Here is a 15,810-nt window from a genome sequence, read left to right as displayed (position 1 = left end):
CGCTCCCCTAAAGTGCGAGCATGAACTCTAGCCTGCCCCCGAGCGCCGACGAACTGCTGTTGATCGGGGTTGACTTCAGCAGCGCGCCGACCCGGCGCAAGCCCATCACGGCGGCCTTCGGCCTGCGCCGGGGTCAGGTCCTGCGGCTGGAGCGGCTGGAGGCGCTGGAGCGGCTGGTCGACTTCGAGGCGCTGCTGGCCCGGCCCGGCCCCTGGCTGGGCGGCTTCGACTTCCCATTCGGCCTGCCGCGCGAGCTGGTGCTGGCGCTCGGCTGGCCGCGGCAATGGGAGGCGCTGATGCGGCATTACGCGAGCCTGAGCCGCGCCGAGATCCGCGCCACGTTCGCCGCCTTCTGCGCGGCGCGGCCGGCCGGGCGGAAATTCGCCCATCGTGCCAGCGACGGGCCGGCCGGCGCCTCGCCGTCGATGAAATGGGTCAACCCGCCGGTGGCCTATATGCTGCATGCGGGCGTGCCGCGCCTGATCGGGGCCGGCGTGCATCTGCCGGGCCTGCACGACGGCGACCGCGGCCGCGTCGCGCTGGAGGCCTACCCGGGCCTGCTGGCGCGCGAGCTGATCGGGCGGCGCAGCTACAAGAGCGACGCGCGGGCCGGGCAGACCGATGAGCGCCTGATCGCCCGCAAGGATCTGGTCGAGGCCCTGGAGCAGGGGCGCAGCCGCCTGGGCCTGCGCCTGAAGCTCAGCCATGCGCAGCGCGATGCCCTGGTGGCCGATGCCGGCGGCGACCGGCTGGACGCGGTGCTGTGCCTGCTGCAGGCGGCCTGGGCCGCGGCGCAGCCGGCCTACGGCCTGCCGGCCGGGCTCGACCCGCTGGAAGGATGGATCGCCTCGGCCGTACCATCGGTGCACGGGCAAACGGAGCAACAGCCATGAAGATCGCGGTGATGGGTGCGGGTGCCGTCGGCTGCTATTACGGCGGCATGCTGGCGCGTGCCGGGCACGAGGTGGTGCTGATCGGCCGGCCGTCCCATGTCGAGGCCGTGCTGCGCGACGGCCTGCGCCTGCAGACCCTGAGCTTCGACGAGCGCGTGCGCCTGGGCGCCGGCACCGAGCCGGAGGCGGCGCGCGGCGCCAGTCTGGTGCTGTTCTGCGTCAAGTCCACCGACACGGAGAGCGCCGCGGCCGCGCTGCAGCCCCATCTGGCGCCGGATGCGCTGCTGCTGAGCCTGCAGAACGGCGTCGACAACGCCGAGCGCCTGCGCCGTATCCTGCCGGAGCATCAGGTGGGGGCCGCGGTGGTCTATGTGGCCACCGAGATGGCCGGGCCCGGCCATGTCAAGCACCATGGCCGCGGCGAGCTGGTGATCGAGCCTTCCGCGGCCAGCGCCGCGGTGGCGCGCGAACTGGCCGCGGCCGGCGTGCCCACCGAGATTTCCGACAATGTGCGCGGCGCGCTGTGGGTCAAGCTGATCCTCAACTGCGCCTACAACGCACTGTCGGCACTGGCGCAGATGCCCTACGGCCGCCTGGTGCAGGGCGCGGGCGACGGCGGCGCGGGCGTGCGGGCCGTGATGCGCGACGTGGTGGACGAATGCCTGGCGGTGGCGCGGGCCGAGGGCGTCACGGTGCCGGGCGACGTGGAAGCGGCGGTGCGCCGCATCGCCGAGACCATGCCCGGCCAGTATTCCTCCACCGCCCAGGACCTGATGCGCGGCAAGGCCAGCGAGATCGACCACCTGAACGGCCTGGTCGTGCGCCGCGGCGCGGCGCTCGGTGTGGCCACGCCGGCCAACCGGGTGCTGCACACCCTGGTCAAGCTGATCGAAGCGGGGCGCGAGCAGACCTAGTGCTTTGGCGCGGGCAGGGCAGACTTACTTTCTCATCAAGGTCGATTTGCCAAACAGCGATTCGATCAGGTCCACCGCCAGCATCGCGGTCTTGTTGCGCATGTCCAGCGCCGGGTTCAGCTCCATCACGTCCAGCGAGCCCATGCGGCCGGTGTCGGCGATCATCTCCATGCAGAGCTGGGCCTCGCGGTAGGTCGGGCCGCCGGGGATGGTGGTGCCGACGCCGGGCGCGATGTCGGGGTCGAGGAAGTCGACATCGAAGCTGACATGCAGATGGGTGTTGGCATCCAAGGTGGCCAGGGCCAGCTCCATCGTGTGGCGCATGCCCATCTCGTCGATGTAGCGCATGTCGAAGACTTCCAGCTCCTGCTCGTGCACGAAGCGCTTCTCGCCCTCGTCGACGCTGCGGATGCCGATCTGGCGTATCCATTTCGGGTTGATGGCCGGCACCTGGCCGCCGATCTCGATCAGCTCCTTGGGGCCGAAGCCGCACAGGCAGGCCACCGGCATGCCATGGATATTGCCGCTGGGCGTCAGCTGGCTGGTGTTGAAGTCGGCATGGGCGTCCAGCCACAGCACGCGCAGCTTCTTGCCGGCCTCGCGGCAATGGCGCGCCACCGCCGAGATCGAGCCCAGGCCCAGGCAATGGTCGCCGCCCAGCAGGATGGGCATGCGCCCGAGGCCCAGCTCGGCGTGCACGGCCTCGTGCACGGCACGGTTCCAGGCCACCACCTCGTCCAGATGGCGGTAGCCGTCGACCGGCGGCTGCCAGGGGTTGGACGGGCCGCTCAGGTTGCCGCGGTCCAGCACCTCGACGCCGCGCGCCTGCAGGGCCGGGCCCAGGCCGGCCACGCGCATGGCTTCCGGCCCCATGCTGGCACCGCGTGCGCCGGCACCGACATCGGTGGGGGCGCCGATCAGGGAGACGGCTCGGGCTTGTGTGCTCATCACTTCTTCCTTCTGGTTGGGCCGGACCGGTCCAGGTCGTACTCGCGTTCGAGCAGGGCCCAGGCCTCTTCGGCGCTCTCGACGAAATGGAACAGCTGTTCGTCCCCGGCGCTGATCATGCCGGTCTCGATCAGCAGTTCGAAATTGATCAGGCGGGTCCAGAACTCGCGCCCGAACAGCAGGATCGGGCGGCGCCGGCATTTGCCGGTCTGGATCAGGGTCATGGTCTCGAACAGCTCGTCCAGCGTGCCGAAACCGCCCGGGAAGCACACCAGCGCGACCGAGCGCATCAGGAAATGCATCTTGCGCAGGCCGAAGTAGTGGAACTGGAAGCACAGCTCCGGCGTGATGTAGGGGTTGGGGTGCTGCTCGTGCGGCAGCACGATGTTCAGGCCGATGCTCTTGCCGCCGGCCTCGTAGGCGCCGCGGTTGCCGGCCTCCATGATGCCGGGGCCGCCGCCGGTGACGACGTACAGCGGCGTGGCGCGCTCGGCCGAGGCCTTGGTGACGATGGCGGCGAAGCGGCGCGCCTCCTCGTAGTAGCGGCTCATGCTGAGCTGCACCTCGGCGCGCTTGATCGCGGCCGCATCATGGCTCTGCTGCGCCAGGGCCAGCGCGGCGCGGGCCGTGTCCTCCGACGGGATGCGGGCGCTGCCGAAGATCACGACGGTGGCCTTGATGTCCTGCTCCTGCTGCACCAGCTCGGGCTTGAGCAGCTCCAGCTGCATGCGCACCGGGCGCAGTTCCTCGCGCAGCAGGAATTCGTTGTCGGTGAAGGCCAGACGGTAGGCGCTTTCCGGGCCGTCGTACTTGCCCGGCGGCAGGGTCAGGGCCTCGACCTTGGCGGATTCCTTGGCGCTGGGGAAGTTGCGGGTGAGAGGCTGTTGGCGCTTGAACATCGTGGGCACTGCGGGAAGGCAGTCGTGGAGGGAGGGGCGCTCGGCGCCCGGGCCGCAGCATAGGTCAGGCCGCGGAGGATTTTCTGGCGTCTTGGTCCCCGCCGGCCGGATTTCGTTCGGCCGCGCCGCAGACCGGGCAGGACGGATCGCGCTGCACCACGATCTCGCTCCATTCCATCTGCCGGGCCTCCAGCATCTGCAGCCGGCCGGTCAGACCGGGCAGCCCCAGCAGCAGCTTCAGGGCCTCGGCAGCCTGCAGGCTGCCGATGATGCCCACCAGCGGCGCGAACACGCCCATGGTGGCACAGCGCTGCTCCTCGAAGGCGGCGTCGGGCGGGAACAAGCAGGCGTAGCAGGGCGCGTCGGCGCGGCGGCTGTCGTAGACGCTCACTTGGGCGTCGAAGCCCAGGGCCGCACCGGCGACCAGGGGCCTGGCATGCGCCACGCAGGCGCGGTTGACGGCTTGGCGGGTGGCGAAGTTGTCGCTGCAGTCCAGCACCACGTCGGCCGCTGCCACCAGGCGATCGAGCAGGGCCGCGTCGGCGCGCTGCACGATGCACTCGACCCGCACCTCGGGGTTCAGCGCCGCGACCGCGACCGCGGCCGACTCGACCTTGGGGCGGCCCACGCGGGCCAGGCTGTGGGCGATCTGGCGCTGCAGATTGGTCAGGTCCACGCTGTCGTGGTCCACCAGCGTGAGCCGGCCGACGCCGGCCGTGCCCAGGTACAGCGCGGCCGGCGAGCCCAGGCCGCCGGCGCCGATGACCAGCGCATGGCTTTGCAGCAGGCGCTGCTGGCCCTCGATGCCGATCTCGTCCAGCAGGATGTGGCGCGAGTAGCGCAACAGCTGTTCGTCATTCATGCCGTCACTCATACGGTGAGCATAGCGCCGCCGTCGCTACTCAGCGGGCGGTTCAGGCTGTCGCGCATCGCGGTGATGAAGTGGCGCAGCTTGGCGGGCTGGAAACGCTGGTAGGGGTAGATCAGGTGCACGGGCAGCAGCGGCGCGCGCCACTCGGGCAGCAGGTGCAGCAGGCGGCCCGCGGCCAGGTCCTCGTGCGCCAGCCAGGCCGACATGGCGGCCACGCCCAGGCCAGCCAGTGCGGCGCTGCGCAGCGCGAACAGGCTGTCGGTGATCAGGCGCGGGCGCAGCGTCAGCTTGGCCGGCTCGCCGCCGGGTCCCTGCAGCAGGAGTTCGTTGCGGTAGAAGGTGCCCAGCGCCAGCCAGTCCAGCCCGGCCAGCTCGGCGGGCGTCTGCGGCAGGGGCTGCCGATCAAGGAGCGCCGGCGCGGCCACCACGATGCGCGGGATCTCGGCCAGCTTCACGGCCACCACCGAGGTGTCGCTCAGGTTGCCCACGCGGATCGCGCAATCCAGATCCTGGGCGTTGAAGTTGGGCGCCTGGTCGTTCAGCAGCCATTCGACGCTGAGCCGCGGTGCGCGGCGCAGCAGGGCGATCAGCGGCTGCATCAGCTGCACCTGCCCCAAGGCATGCGGCACCATCACGCGCAGCAGGCCCTCGGGCTCGTCCTGCGCGCCGCGCAGCTCGGCCGTCATCGCCTCCCAGTTGCTCAGCAGGGCCTTGGCGCGCTCGTAGCATTGCGCGCCGCCCTCGGTCAGGCGCAGCGCGTGGGTGGAGCGCTGCAGCAGGCGCAGCCCCAGGCTGCGCTCCAATGCCTGCAGACGCCGGCTGACGGTGGGCTGGCTGGTGTTCAGCTGGGCCGCGGCGGCCGAGAGGCTGCCGGCTTCGACGATGCGAATGAAGGTCTGCAGCAGGGACAGTCGGTCGTTGAGGATCGGATGTTCCATGCGTCAAGCGTATAACAAAACTGCTGGACATCGGTCTTCTATGCGTACCTCGGATGGCCCAGACTGCGCCCCGACAACCACCACGCCGTCTTGGAGCCGCTTCATGGACATCCTGCTTTCGCCATCTCCCACCGCCGTTGCCTCAACCCCGGCCCTGTCGCGGCCCCTGGTGCTGCTGCTGGCCGGCGGCGCCGGGCTGTCGGTGGCCGGTCTCTACTATGCCCAGCCGATGCTGGGCAGCCTGGCCGAGCAGTTCCAGGCCAGCAGCGTGCAGATCGGCCTGGTGCCGACCCTGACCCAGCTGGGCTATGCCGCGGGCATCCTGCTGCTGGCGCCGCTAGGCGATCGTTTCGACCGCCGCCGCATCATCCTGTTCAAGACCGCGGCCCTGGCCCTGGCCCTGCTGCTGGCGGCGCTGGCGCCGCAGCTGTGGCTGCTGTGGCTGGCCAGCGCGCTGATCGGCCTGTCGGCCACCCTGGCCCAGGATCTGGTGCCGGCGGCCGCCACCCTGGCGCCGGATGCGCAGCGCGGCAAGACCGTCGGCACCGTGATGACCGGGCTGTTGCTGGGCATCCTGCTGTCGCGCGTGGTCAGCGGGGCGCTGGCGCAGCAACTGGGCTGGCGCGCCGTGTTCGGCGCCGCGGCCCTGAGCGTCGCGCTGCTGGGTCTGCTGCTGTGGCGCGGGCTGCCGCGCTTCGCGCCGACCACGGATCTGTCCTATGGCGCGCTGCTGGCCAGCCTGGGCGGCCTGTGGCGCCGGCATCGCGAACTGCGCCGTGCAGCCCTGGCCCAGGGCCTGCTGGCGGTCGGTTTCAGCGCCTTCTGGTCGACCCTCGCGCTGATGCTGCGCGAGCCGCCGCTGAGCCTGGGCAGCGCCGCCGCCGGCGCCTTCGGGCTGGCGGGCGCCGCCGGGGCCCTGGCCGCGCCGCTGGCCGGCGCGCTGTCCGATCGGCGCGGGCCGCAGCGCGTGATCCGCCTGGGCGCCGGCCTGGTGCTGGCCTCCTTCCTGGCGCTGGCGCTGGGGCCGCAGAGCCTGTGGCTGGTGGCGGGCGCGGCCCTGGTGTTCGACCTGGGTTTCCAGGCCTGCCTGGTGTCGCACCAGAGCATCGTCTACGGCATCGAGCCGGCCGCGCGCAGCCGCCTGAACGCGGTCCTGATCGGCGTGATGTTCATCGGCATGAGCCTGGGGGCCTGGTTGGGCGGCCTGGCGATGGGGCAGGCGGGTTGGCAGGGCGTCTGCGCGCTGGCCGTGCTGTCGGCCGCCGCGGCGCTGGTGGTCCGGCTGCGGCGCTGAGCGCGCCGCAAAGGCAAACGGCCCGCATATGCGGGCCGTCTTTCATCGGTCATGAGGCGATGCGGTTCAGTCGCCGATCTTGGCCTCGGCCTTGCGCTCGGTGGCGGTCTTGGAGACGGCGACCGGACGACCCTTCAGCTGGTTCAGCGCCTGCTGCAGCGGGAAGTCCTCGGTGGAGCCGAACTCCGGCAGGGGCTTGGGCGGCTCGTTCTTCTTGGCGTACTCGGCCTCGAGCTTCTGGCGCGCTTCCTCGCGCGCCTTCTCGCGGACATCGTCCTTCTCTTCCGGGCCGTTGTTCAGGTGCTTCTCGAGATCGGCCTCGCGCATGCGCAGCGCGGCGAACACATTGCCCTCGGCGGTTTCGTCCAGCATCACGTCGGGCACGATGCCCTTGGCCTGGATCGAGCGGCCGCTCGGGGTGTAGTAGCGCGCGGTGGTGATCTTCAGCGCGGTCTCGGGGCTCAGCTGGCGCACGGTCTGCACCGAGCCCTTGCCGAAGGTCTGGGCACCCATCACGACGGCGCGCTTGTGGTCCTGCAGCGCGCCGGCGACGATCTCGCTGGCCGAGGCCGAGCCTTCGTTGACCAGCACCACCAGGGGCACGTTCTTCAGCGCGGCCGGCAGTTTCTTCAGCGGGTCGGTGCCGCCGCGGCGCAGGTAGTAGTCGGGGCTGGCCTTGAAGCTGGCCTTGGAATCGGCGATCTGGCCGTTGGTGGACACCACCTCGAGGTCCTTGGGCAGGAAGGCCGCCGACACCGCCACCGCGCCTTCCAGCAGGCCGCCGGGGTCGTTGCGCAGATCCAGCACCAGGCCCTTCAGATTGGGATCCTGCTTGTAGATGTCTTCCAGCTTCTTGGCGAAATCGTCGACCGTGCGGTCCTGGAACTGGCTGACGCGCAGCCAAGCGTAACCGGGCTCGACCACCTTGGCGCGCACGCTCTGCACGCGGATTTCCTCGCGCGTGATGGTGACCGGGAAGCTGCGGCTTTCCGACTTGCGGAAGATCATCAGCGTGACCTTGGTGTTGGGCTCGCCGCGCATCTTTTTGACGGCCTGGTCCAGGCCCAGGCCCTTGACCGCGGTGTCGTCGATCTTGCTGATCAGGTCACCGCTCTTCAGGCCGGCGCGGAAGGCGGGGGAGCCTTCGATCGGCGAGACGATCTTGACCATGCCGTCTTCCATGCCGATCTCGATGCCGACACCGACGAAGCGGCCGGTCGTGCCCTCGCGGAATTCCTTGAAGCTCTTCTTGTCGAAGAACTGCGAATGGGGGTCGAGGCCCGACACCATGCCGGAGATGGCATCGTTGATGAGCTTCTTCTCGTCCACCGGCTCCACATAGTCGGACTTGACCATGCCGAACACGGCAGCGAGCTGCTGCAGCTCTTCCAGGGGCAACGGCGACAGGCTGCTGCGGGCGTTGGCCTGCAGTTGCATCGTGGTCATCGCTCCAGCCACGGCGCCCAGCGCCACCCAGCCTGCAACTTTCAGTTTGGCACCCATGATGCGAGTGTTCCTATCGGTCGGTGATGTACAGCTATTCAAAGGTTCCACGAGCTAGTGCTTGCGTGGAACCAGTGATCAGTATAGGACGGTCGCGTTCGCCGAGCCTTGGTAGTGGCACCCATTTGGTGGGCTATTCGGTCCATTCAAGGCTGCTTTGCGTCCCTTTACACGATTCGACCGGGCGTTTCAGTCCGCACCCAGGGGCTCGGCGCGGGCGAAGGTCACCACATGGTCGACCTCGGCGCGTATGCCTATCCATTCGCCCACCTGATGATCGTGGTGGGAGGGCACGCGCGCCAGCAGGCGCTCGCCGCTGGCCAGGCTGAGGGTATAGAGGAACTCGGCGCCGCGGAAGATCTTGCGTTCGATGCGGGCCTTCAGCGGCGCATCGTCATCGTGCACGATGTCGTCGGCGCGCAGCAGCACCTCGCATTCGCCGCCCGGATAGGCCTCCGGCAGCGGACATTCGCCGGCATCGCGCAGCTCGCCCAGCGGGGTCTGCACCAGAGGGCCGCGGCCGTCCTGCATCACGCGGGCGGCGGCAAACACGCCGTGGCCGATGAAATCGGCCACGAAGCGGGTGGCGGGGCGGTGGTAGACGCTGTAGGCCTCGTCCCATTGTTCCAGCCGGCCCTGGTGCATCACGCCCAGCATGTCGCCTAAAGCGAAGGCCTCGGCCTGATCGTGGGTGACGAACAGGGCGGTGGTGCCGCTCTCCTGCAGGATGCCGCGCAGCTCCTGCGACAGGTGCTCGCGCAGGTCCACGTCCAGGCTGGAGAAGGGCTCGTCCAGCAGCAGCAGACGCGGCGCCGGCGCCAGCGCGCGCGCCAGCGCGACGCGCTGCTGCTGGCCGCCCGACAGCTGATGCGGCGCGCGCCTGGCGGCATGGGCCAGGCCCACCAGTTCCAGCACCTGGGCGATGCGGCGCTGGCGTTCGGGCCGGGCCAGGTGGCGCAGGCCGAAGCCTATGTTGTCGGCCACCGAGAGATGGGGGAACAGCGCGTAGTCCTGGAACACCATGCCGATGCGGCGCGCTTCCGGCTGCGCATGCAGCCCGGCGGCCGCATCGGCCAGGGTTTCACCGTCGATCAGGATGCGACCGGCCGTCAGCCGCTCCAGCCCGGCGATGCTGCGCAGCACCGAGGTCTTGCCGCAACCTGAGGGACCGATCAGCACGCCGATCTGGCCGCGTGCCAGGCCGAAGGAGACGCCGTCCACCGCCGCGCGTGCGGCGGGCCCGCCGGCGGCGCCGGGGTAGCGCAGGCCGACCTGGTCAAGTGCAAGAAACATAGGTCCTATGATACCGGCCCCGGCTGGCGCACTGAATGCGCATCGTTATCAACCACACTCGCATGCTGCGTCTCGTCACCTTTTTCTGCCTGCTGCTGGCCGTGCCCGTGCTGGGCATCCTGGGTTCCTGGCTGGCGCTGGACGCCCAGGCGCTGGACATCCTGCGGCACCAGTTGCAGACCGTGCTGCCCGAGTACGCCTGGGCCTCGCTGCTGCTGGCCCTGTGTGTGGCCATTGGCGTGGCCCTGCTGGGCGGCGCCACCGCGGCGGCGGTCAGCCTGTTCGATTTCCCCGGGCGGCGCTTCTTCGAGTGGGGCCTGCTGCTGCCGATGGCGATGCCGGCCTATGTCGCCGCCTATGCCTACACCGACGCGCTGCAATACAGCGGCGCGCTGCAGAGCTGGCTGCGCGAGCTGAGCGGGGCGCAGGGCGCGCTGTGGCCGGACGTGCGCAGCATGCCCGGTGCGATCATGCTGTTCGTGCTGTGCCTCTATCCCTATGTCTACCTGCTGACGCGCGCAGCCCTGTCGGAGCGCGGCGTGGCCCTGATGGAGGCGGCCCGCATGCTGGGCGCGGGCACCTGGCGGCGCGTGCGCGAGGTGGCGCTGCCGCTGGCACGCCCGGCGCTGGCGGCCGGCGTGGCACTCACGCTGATGGAGACCCTGGCCGACTACGGCGTCGGCGCCTATTTCGGCCTGACCACCCTGACCACCGGCATCTACAAGGCCTGGCTGGTGATGGACGACAAGACCGCCGCGGCCCAGATCGCCTCGGTGCTGCTGGCGGCCGTGGCCGCGCTGCTGTGGCTGGAGCGGCGCGCCCAGGCGCGGCTGCGTTTTGCCAGCAGCCGCGCCGGCGCCCTGCACGCGGCCGAGAGCCGACCCCTGCCGCTGCGCGGCGCGGCGGCCGGTGCGGCGCTGCTGCTGTGCGCGCTGCCCATCCTGCTCGGCTTCGTGGTGCCGGTGCTCGTGCTGCTGCGGCTGCTGTGGCAGGAGGCCCGGCACAACGAGCTGGGCCTGCCGCTGGAGCGCTTCGCGCAATGGAGCCTGACCAGCCTCAAGCTGGCCGCCCTGGCCGCCCTGCTGGCGGTGCTGCTGGCCCTGGTGCTGGCCTATCTGGGGCGCGTGAACCGCTCCGGCGGTGCGGGTCGCGGGGTCCTGCTGCAAGCCGCGTCGCGCGTGGTCTCGCTGGGCTATGCGGTGCCGGGCGCGGTGATCGCCATCGGCATCCTGCTGCCGCTCGGCTGGATGCAGGAGCGCCTGCCCGGCCTGGGCCTGCCGGCCCTGCTGACCGGCACCATCCTCGGCCTGCTCTACGCCTATCTGGTGCGCTTCTCGGGCGTGGCCCTGCAATCGCTGGAGGCCGGCTATGCGCGCATCTCGCCGACGGTGGACGAGACCGCGCGCATGCTCGGCGCCTCGCGGGTGCGCCTGTTCCTGGAGCTGCACGCGCCGCTGCTGGCGCGTTCGGCCTGGGCCGCGTCCCTGCTGGTCTTCGTCGACGTGATGAAGGAGCTGCCGGCCACCCTGGTGCTGCGCCCCTTCAACAGCGACACGCTGGCGGTCGTGGCCTACCAGCTGGCGCGCGACGAGCGCCTGGGCGAGGCGGCGCTGCCCTCGCTGGCCATCGTGCTGGTGGGGCTGATCCCGGTGATCATGCTGTCGCGCGCGATGCGGCGCGGCTGACGCCGGATTTCTGCCGCAGGGGAGGGGAGCGTTACGGGGAGCGTTACGCGCCCCTTGCGCCAGGCCACGGACTCCGAATTGATCCAGCAGGCGCGGCGGAGGCGCCGAGTTGCTTGGACTGCCATCGCGATCCGTCCTTGCGATCGCCATTGCACTTGAATGCCGTGTTGGACCGGTTGCCACGGGCCAGCCGGCATCACGCACAGATCACGCACCGTCAGGCATGGACCCATGGACGATGGTCCCTCCGGCGGGAATCGAACCCACATCTGCCGCTTAGGAGGCGGCCGTTCTATCCATTGAACTACGGAGAGTACCGGGCTCCGGGAGCCGGGGCGCGGATTGTCGCACGGCTTGCCGTGCCGTTCGGGCCACCGGTGCCGCAATCTCGGCGCTCGGCCGCGCCTTGGCCGCGCGCGGGCGGACTCAGTTCCACTTCCACTGCCAGATCAGGTCGACCGCATTCTCCTCGCCGGCCTGGGCCCGCAGCGTGAAGCGCTGCACGATGCGGTAGATCAGCTGCCAGCTGCCGGTGGTGGCATTGAGGCCGCGCTCGTAGCCCACATACCAGCGCCGCGAGAGCTGTTTGCCCAGGCGCACCACGGTGCCGCGCGCATCGCTGTCGTCCTGGCTGACCGAGAGTTCGTCCAGGCCGAGGTTCTTGATCAGCTTGCCCGAGGGGCTCTCGCCCTCGCCGCTGAGCAGGGCCAGCGCGGCGCGCTGCAGCAGGGCCGTGTCGGCGCGTCCCAGGCCGTCCGGCGCGCGGCCCATCAGCAGCCAGGAGAGCTTGTCGGTGTCGGCCATGTCGGGCTCGGAATAGAGCTTGATGCGCGGGTTCAGCGCGGTGCCGGTGACCGTGACGCCCACGCGCACATCGGTGTTGGGCCGCACCGCCAGCACGTCCAGGCGCGGGTTGTCCAGCACGCCGGCGAAGGTGATCTCGCCCTTCTCGATCTCCAGCTTCTGGCCATAGGCGTCGTAGGTGCCGCCGCGGGTGCTGACCGTGCCGTTGAGCAGCGGGCCGGCGCCCTGGTGGATGAGGCGCAGCTCGCCGCCCAGCCGCGTGTCGATGCCGCGGCCGCGCACCCGCAGCTGGCGCCCCAGATCGATCGCCACCTGCACGTCGACCTTGGGCTCGGGGCCCTTGGCGCGCGCTGTCGGCGCGCCGGCCGGGGCCTGCGGGGCGACGGCACGCAGCACCTGTACATCGCTGTCCAGGGTCGGGGCGTCGCCGCGCGAGAAGTCGAACAGACCCTCGTCCACCACGACGCGGCCGTCCAGCTTCAAGTTCCGCTCGGCCAGCTTCAAACTGGCCTGGCCGCTGGCGACGACGCGCCGGTCGACGCGGCCCAGGAAGGTGAAACGCTCGGCCGTCAGCGCCAGCTCGGCCTGGGGCTGGGCGCCGAAGCTGGCGCGGCCCTGGGCGCTCAGCCGGCCGTCGCCGCCGCGCGCCTGCAGGCGCTCCAGCGTGGCGGTAGGGCCGTCCAGGCTGAGCGCCAGCTCGCCCTCGCGCAGGTCCACGCCCAGCAGCGGGTTGCGCAGCTGCAGCGCGCTGCCGCTGGCCCGGCCGCGGATTTCCGGCGCGCCCAGCCGGCCGGCCAGCTGCACATTGGCGTGGAAGGTGCCGCCCAGGCGCCAGCCCGCGGGCACCCAGGCGCCCCAGGTGCCGAGATTCGCCACGTCCATCAGCAGGCCGCCCTCCAGCGGCGCGTCGGCGCCGGGCCAGAGCGCGCGCGGCGAGGTGCGTGTGCTGATGGCCCCGCCGAACACGCCCAGATTGCTGCCGGCCATGCCCTGGGCCAGGTGCCAGGTGCCGTCCTTGGCCTGCAGGGCCAGGCGCAGCTCGCTCAGGCCCAGGGTCTGGGTGGACCCGCCCTCGGTGACGCTGAGATCGCCGCTGCCGCGGCCCAGTTCGGCCTCGATCTCCACCTGCGGCGTGCTGCGCAGGCGCAGGCGGCCGCCCATCGTCAGGTCGCCGCCCCAGCCGAAGTCGGGCTGCCAGCGCGCCAGCAGCGGCGCCACCTTCAGCGGTTCCATTTCCAGCTCGGCGCGGGCCTGCGGCGGTTCGCCGAGCTGGCGCGCGGCCTGCCATTGCAGCTGCTGCCAGCGCAGCGCGGCGCCGGCGATCTCCAGCCGGCCCGGCGCCGCGCTGGCGGCCAGCAGGCGGCCATCGCCGGCCAGCTGCAGCGCCAGGCCGAGCTCGCGCGCCGCCAGCCAGTCGGGCCGGTCCTGGCGCGTTGGACGCAGCAGCAGCTGGCCGAGCTGGGCGCGCCAGTCCAGCGGCTTGGCGTCCGGCCGGCGCAACTGCCAGGGCGACTCGCCCAGCTGGCCGCTCAGCGCCAGCGCCAGCCGGCCGCCCAGCTGCGGACCGTCGGCCAGCGGCTGGGCCCAGGCCGGGGTGGGCAGACGGCCTTCGGCCTCCAGCTTCAGCCGATGGCTGGCCCAGCTGCCCTGCAGGTTCAACTGGCCGCGCGTCAGCCGCGACGCACCGAAATCCAGCTCGCGCAGCAAGCCCTCGGCGCGCAGCGGCGCGTCGGCACGGCTGTCGAGCTGCCAGTCCAGCCGGCCCTCGGCCAGCTGCAGCGGGGCCAGGTCCGGCAGGCCGCGCAGCTGCAGCGCCTTGGCCTGCAGCTGGCCGGCGCTGCGGGCCTCGCGGCCGGCCGGCCCTTCCAGCGCGAGATCGAAACGGCCCCGCAGGCCGCCGCTCAGCCTGGCCTCGGGACCTAGCAGGGCCAGCAAGGGGGCCAGGGCCGCCAGGCGTGGCGCATCGATGTCGGCGCGGCCGCTCTGGCGCTGGCTGCCCAGGCCTTCGGCCAGCAGCTTCAGACGGTTCTCGCCCGCCAGCAGCTCGGCCTCCAGGCGCGGCGCGGCGGCGCCCCGGGCCTGATAACTGGCCTGGCCGCTCAGACCCATGCCGGCCAGCAGGCTGGGCGCGATCGCCAAGCTGGCCTGGCCGCGCGGCCAGGGCCCGCTGCCCTGGCTCAGCTCGGCCCGCAGCGTGGCGTCCAGGCTGTGCTGGCCGCCGGCCCAGGCGGAGCGCGGCGTGCCGGCCCACAGCAGGCGCGGATCGAATTCCCTGGCCACGGCCTCGAAGGCGGCCTGCCAGCCCGCGGCGGCCGGCTCGAAATGGCCCTGCAGGTTCAGCCGGGAATTGCCCGACCTGAGGCTGAGCTGTTCCAGCCGCAGCCGCGCCCCCTCGTTGTGCCCCTGCAGCTGCAAGGCGAGCGGGCGCCGCGTGGCGGGATTCTGCTGCCAATGGCCTTCCAGGCTGGCGCTCAGCGTGGCGGCGATGCCCGCGTCGGCGGCCCGGCCCCGCAGCTCCAGGCCGCCGGCCAGCAGCAGCGGGGGCAGGCGCTGGTCCAGCGCGGCGCTGTCCAGGGCGCTGACGCGCGCCTGCAACTGCAGCCCCTGGCCCTGGGCCGTCAGGCGGCCGCCGGGCTGGGCGGGGCTGCCCAGCAGGGCGTCGAGGCGATGCACCTGCAGGGCGGCCAGGTCCTGGAGGCCGCCCAGGCGGTCGGGGCGGGCCTCCAGGTCCAGGTCGAGCCGCTGCAGCGGCAGGCGCTGCCGGTCCCAGCGGCCGGCCAGCGGGTTGTCGAGCCGGGCGCGCAGGCGCGCCGGCCGGTCCCAGCCCTGGGTCTCCAGCCGGCCCTGGCCGCTCAGCCGGGTGGCGGGCAGGCCGCTGTGCAGGCTGGCGAGATCGAAATGGGCAGCCTTGAAGCTGGCGTCGGACAGGGGCCAGGCGGCAAAGGGCTGGACGACCGCGTTCAGGTCCAGGTTCTGGCTGTCCACCGCGCTGCCGGGCGCGGCCAGGGCGGCCCGGGCCTGCAGCTGCAGCTTGGTCAGCGGGCCCTGCAGGCTCGCACTGGCCTGCCAGCCGGGCAGTGCAGCGGGGTCGGAGGCGGCCTGGGTGAGTTGCAGCCGAGCCTGCAGCGGCAGGTCGCCGCGGGTCCGCAGGCTGGCCTGGCCGGCCAGGCGCAGGCGGTCCCATTGCAGTCCCTGCAGCTCGATGCGGTGCTGGCCGCCCAGTTGCTCGCTCAGCCACAGGCCGCCGCGCAGCTCGCGCAGCGGCTGCTCGCTGAGCGCCGGCAGCCGCAGCTCGCCGACCTGCAGGCGCGGCAGGTCCAGCACCAGGGGCAGGGTCAGGTCTTGCGGCACGCTGGGCGGCGCGTCGTCCTTGCCGGCGCTGCCCCAGCGCAGCGTGGCGCGGTCGACCTGCAGCTGTTCGACGCCGATGCGCGTCCACAGCCGCGGCGAGCCGACCCAGGCCACGCTGAGGCCCTGCCAGCGCAGGCCCTCCAGTTCGACGCTGAATTCGCCGCTGCGATAGCCGAGGCGGCGCGAGGAGAAGTCGCCCAGCAGGGTGCCGCGCGGGGCCTCCAGCTGCAGGCCGGGGATGCGCTCCAGCATCCACACGGCGCCGCGTTCGGTGCTGGTGATCCAGTACAGCGCCAGGCCGGCGAGCAGGGCCAGGCCGGGCAGCGCCAGGCCGGCGGCCAGCAGGACGCGGCGGTGCAGCGCGCGGCGCGGCGCGGGCGGTGCGGCCGGCTCGGCTTTCGGCAGGTCGCTCACAGC

The 15,810-nt window shown here is 71.8% G+C and carries 11 protein-coding genes and 1 tRNA gene; 4 read left to right on the top strand and 8 right to left on the bottom strand.

Features of this window, described 5'->3' with window-relative positions:
* Positions 1–20 precede the first annotated feature (20 nt).
* Both AC07OQ_RS10135 and AC07OQ_RS10130 read left to right on the top strand, forming a co-directional pair.
* Positions 21–893 (top strand): DUF429 domain-containing protein, encoded by an 873-nt coding sequence (locus AC07OQ_RS10135; RefSeq protein ID WP_495052995.1) that lies wholly within the window; start codon positions 21–23, stop codon positions 891–893.
* On the top strand, positions 890–1,807 hold the full coding sequence (locus tag AC07OQ_RS10130; RefSeq protein WP_495052994.1) for a ketopantoate reductase family protein: 918 nt from the start codon (positions 890–892) through the stop codon (positions 1,805–1,807). Before AC07OQ_RS10135 ends, AC07OQ_RS10130 begins: the two co-directional genes overlap by 4 nt.
* Positions 1,808–1,831: 24 nt before the next feature.
* On the opposite strand, the gene rocF is transcribed toward AC07OQ_RS10130, so the two are convergent.
* From rocF to AC07OQ_RS10110, 4 genes are all read right to left on the bottom strand, one after another.
* On the bottom strand, positions 1,832–2,755 hold the full coding sequence (gene rocF, locus AC07OQ_RS10125; protein ID WP_495052993.1) for an arginase: 924 nt from the start codon (positions 2,753–2,755) through the stop codon (positions 1,832–1,834).
* Positions 2,755–3,654 carry an LOG family protein gene (locus AC07OQ_RS10120; RefSeq protein WP_495052992.1) on the bottom strand — a complete coding sequence of 300 codons (900 nt, stop codon included), beginning with the start codon at positions 3,652–3,654 and terminating at the stop codon, positions 2,755–2,757. The genes rocF and AC07OQ_RS10120 overlap by 1 nt, the downstream gene beginning before the upstream one ends.
* A gap of 64 nt (positions 3,655–3,718) precedes the next feature.
* Complete coding sequence (locus AC07OQ_RS10115; protein WP_495052991.1) at positions 3,719–4,516, bottom strand: HesA/MoeB/ThiF family protein; 798 nt, start codon at positions 4,514–4,516, stop codon at positions 3,719–3,721.
* Positions 4,517–4,524: 8 nt separating this feature from the next.
* Positions 4,525–5,463: a LysR family transcriptional regulator gene (locus AC07OQ_RS10110; protein ID WP_495052990.1), complete on the bottom strand. Its 939-nt coding sequence runs from the start codon at positions 5,461–5,463 to the stop codon at positions 4,525–4,527.
* Positions 5,464–5,566: 103 nt separating this feature from the next.
* On the opposite strand from AC07OQ_RS10110, the gene AC07OQ_RS10105 reads away from it, so the two are divergent.
* The gene (locus AC07OQ_RS10105) at positions 5,567–6,757 is read left to right on the top strand and encodes an MFS transporter (RefSeq protein ID WP_495052989.1); all 1,191 of its coding nucleotides are present in this window, start codon (positions 5,567–5,569) and stop codon (positions 6,755–6,757) included.
* Between the two features lie 66 nt (positions 6,758–6,823).
* Here the strand turns inward: AC07OQ_RS10105 and AC07OQ_RS10100 are convergent, their stop codons facing one another.
* Positions 6,824–8,260 carry a S41 family peptidase gene (locus tag AC07OQ_RS10100; RefSeq protein WP_495052988.1) on the bottom strand — a complete coding sequence of 479 codons (1,437 nt, stop codon included), beginning with the start codon at positions 8,258–8,260 and terminating at the stop codon, positions 6,824–6,826.
* Positions 8,261–8,449: 189 nt separating this feature from the next.
* Entirely contained in the window at positions 8,450–9,553 is a 1,104-nt protein-coding gene (locus AC07OQ_RS10095) for an ABC transporter ATP-binding protein (RefSeq protein WP_495052987.1), read from the bottom strand.
* Positions 9,554–9,615: 62 nt separating this feature from the next.
* Here AC07OQ_RS10095 and AC07OQ_RS10090 point away from each other — a divergent pair, with 62 nt between their 5' ends.
* Positions 9,616–11,238 carry an ABC transporter permease gene (locus AC07OQ_RS10090; RefSeq protein WP_495052986.1) on the top strand — a complete coding sequence of 541 codons (1,623 nt, stop codon included), beginning with the start codon at positions 9,616–9,618 and terminating at the stop codon, positions 11,236–11,238.
* Positions 11,239–11,477: 239 nt separating this feature from the next.
* Here the strand turns inward: AC07OQ_RS10090 and AC07OQ_RS10085 are convergent.
* Positions 11,478–11,552: transfer RNA gene (locus AC07OQ_RS10085), tRNA-Arg, on the bottom strand.
* A 112-nt stretch (positions 11,553–11,664) separates the two neighbouring features.
* Positions 11,665–15,807: a translocation/assembly module TamB domain-containing protein gene (locus AC07OQ_RS10080; protein WP_495052985.1), complete on the bottom strand. Its 4,143-nt coding sequence runs from the start codon at positions 15,805–15,807 to the stop codon at positions 11,665–11,667.
* Positions 15,808–15,810: the final 3 nt, after the last annotated feature.

Source organism: Roseateles sp. GW821-FHT09B06, assembly GCF_059418245.1.
Note: the sequence above shows the minus strand (reverse complement) of the source record. Positions and strands in the feature narration are given on the sequence as shown.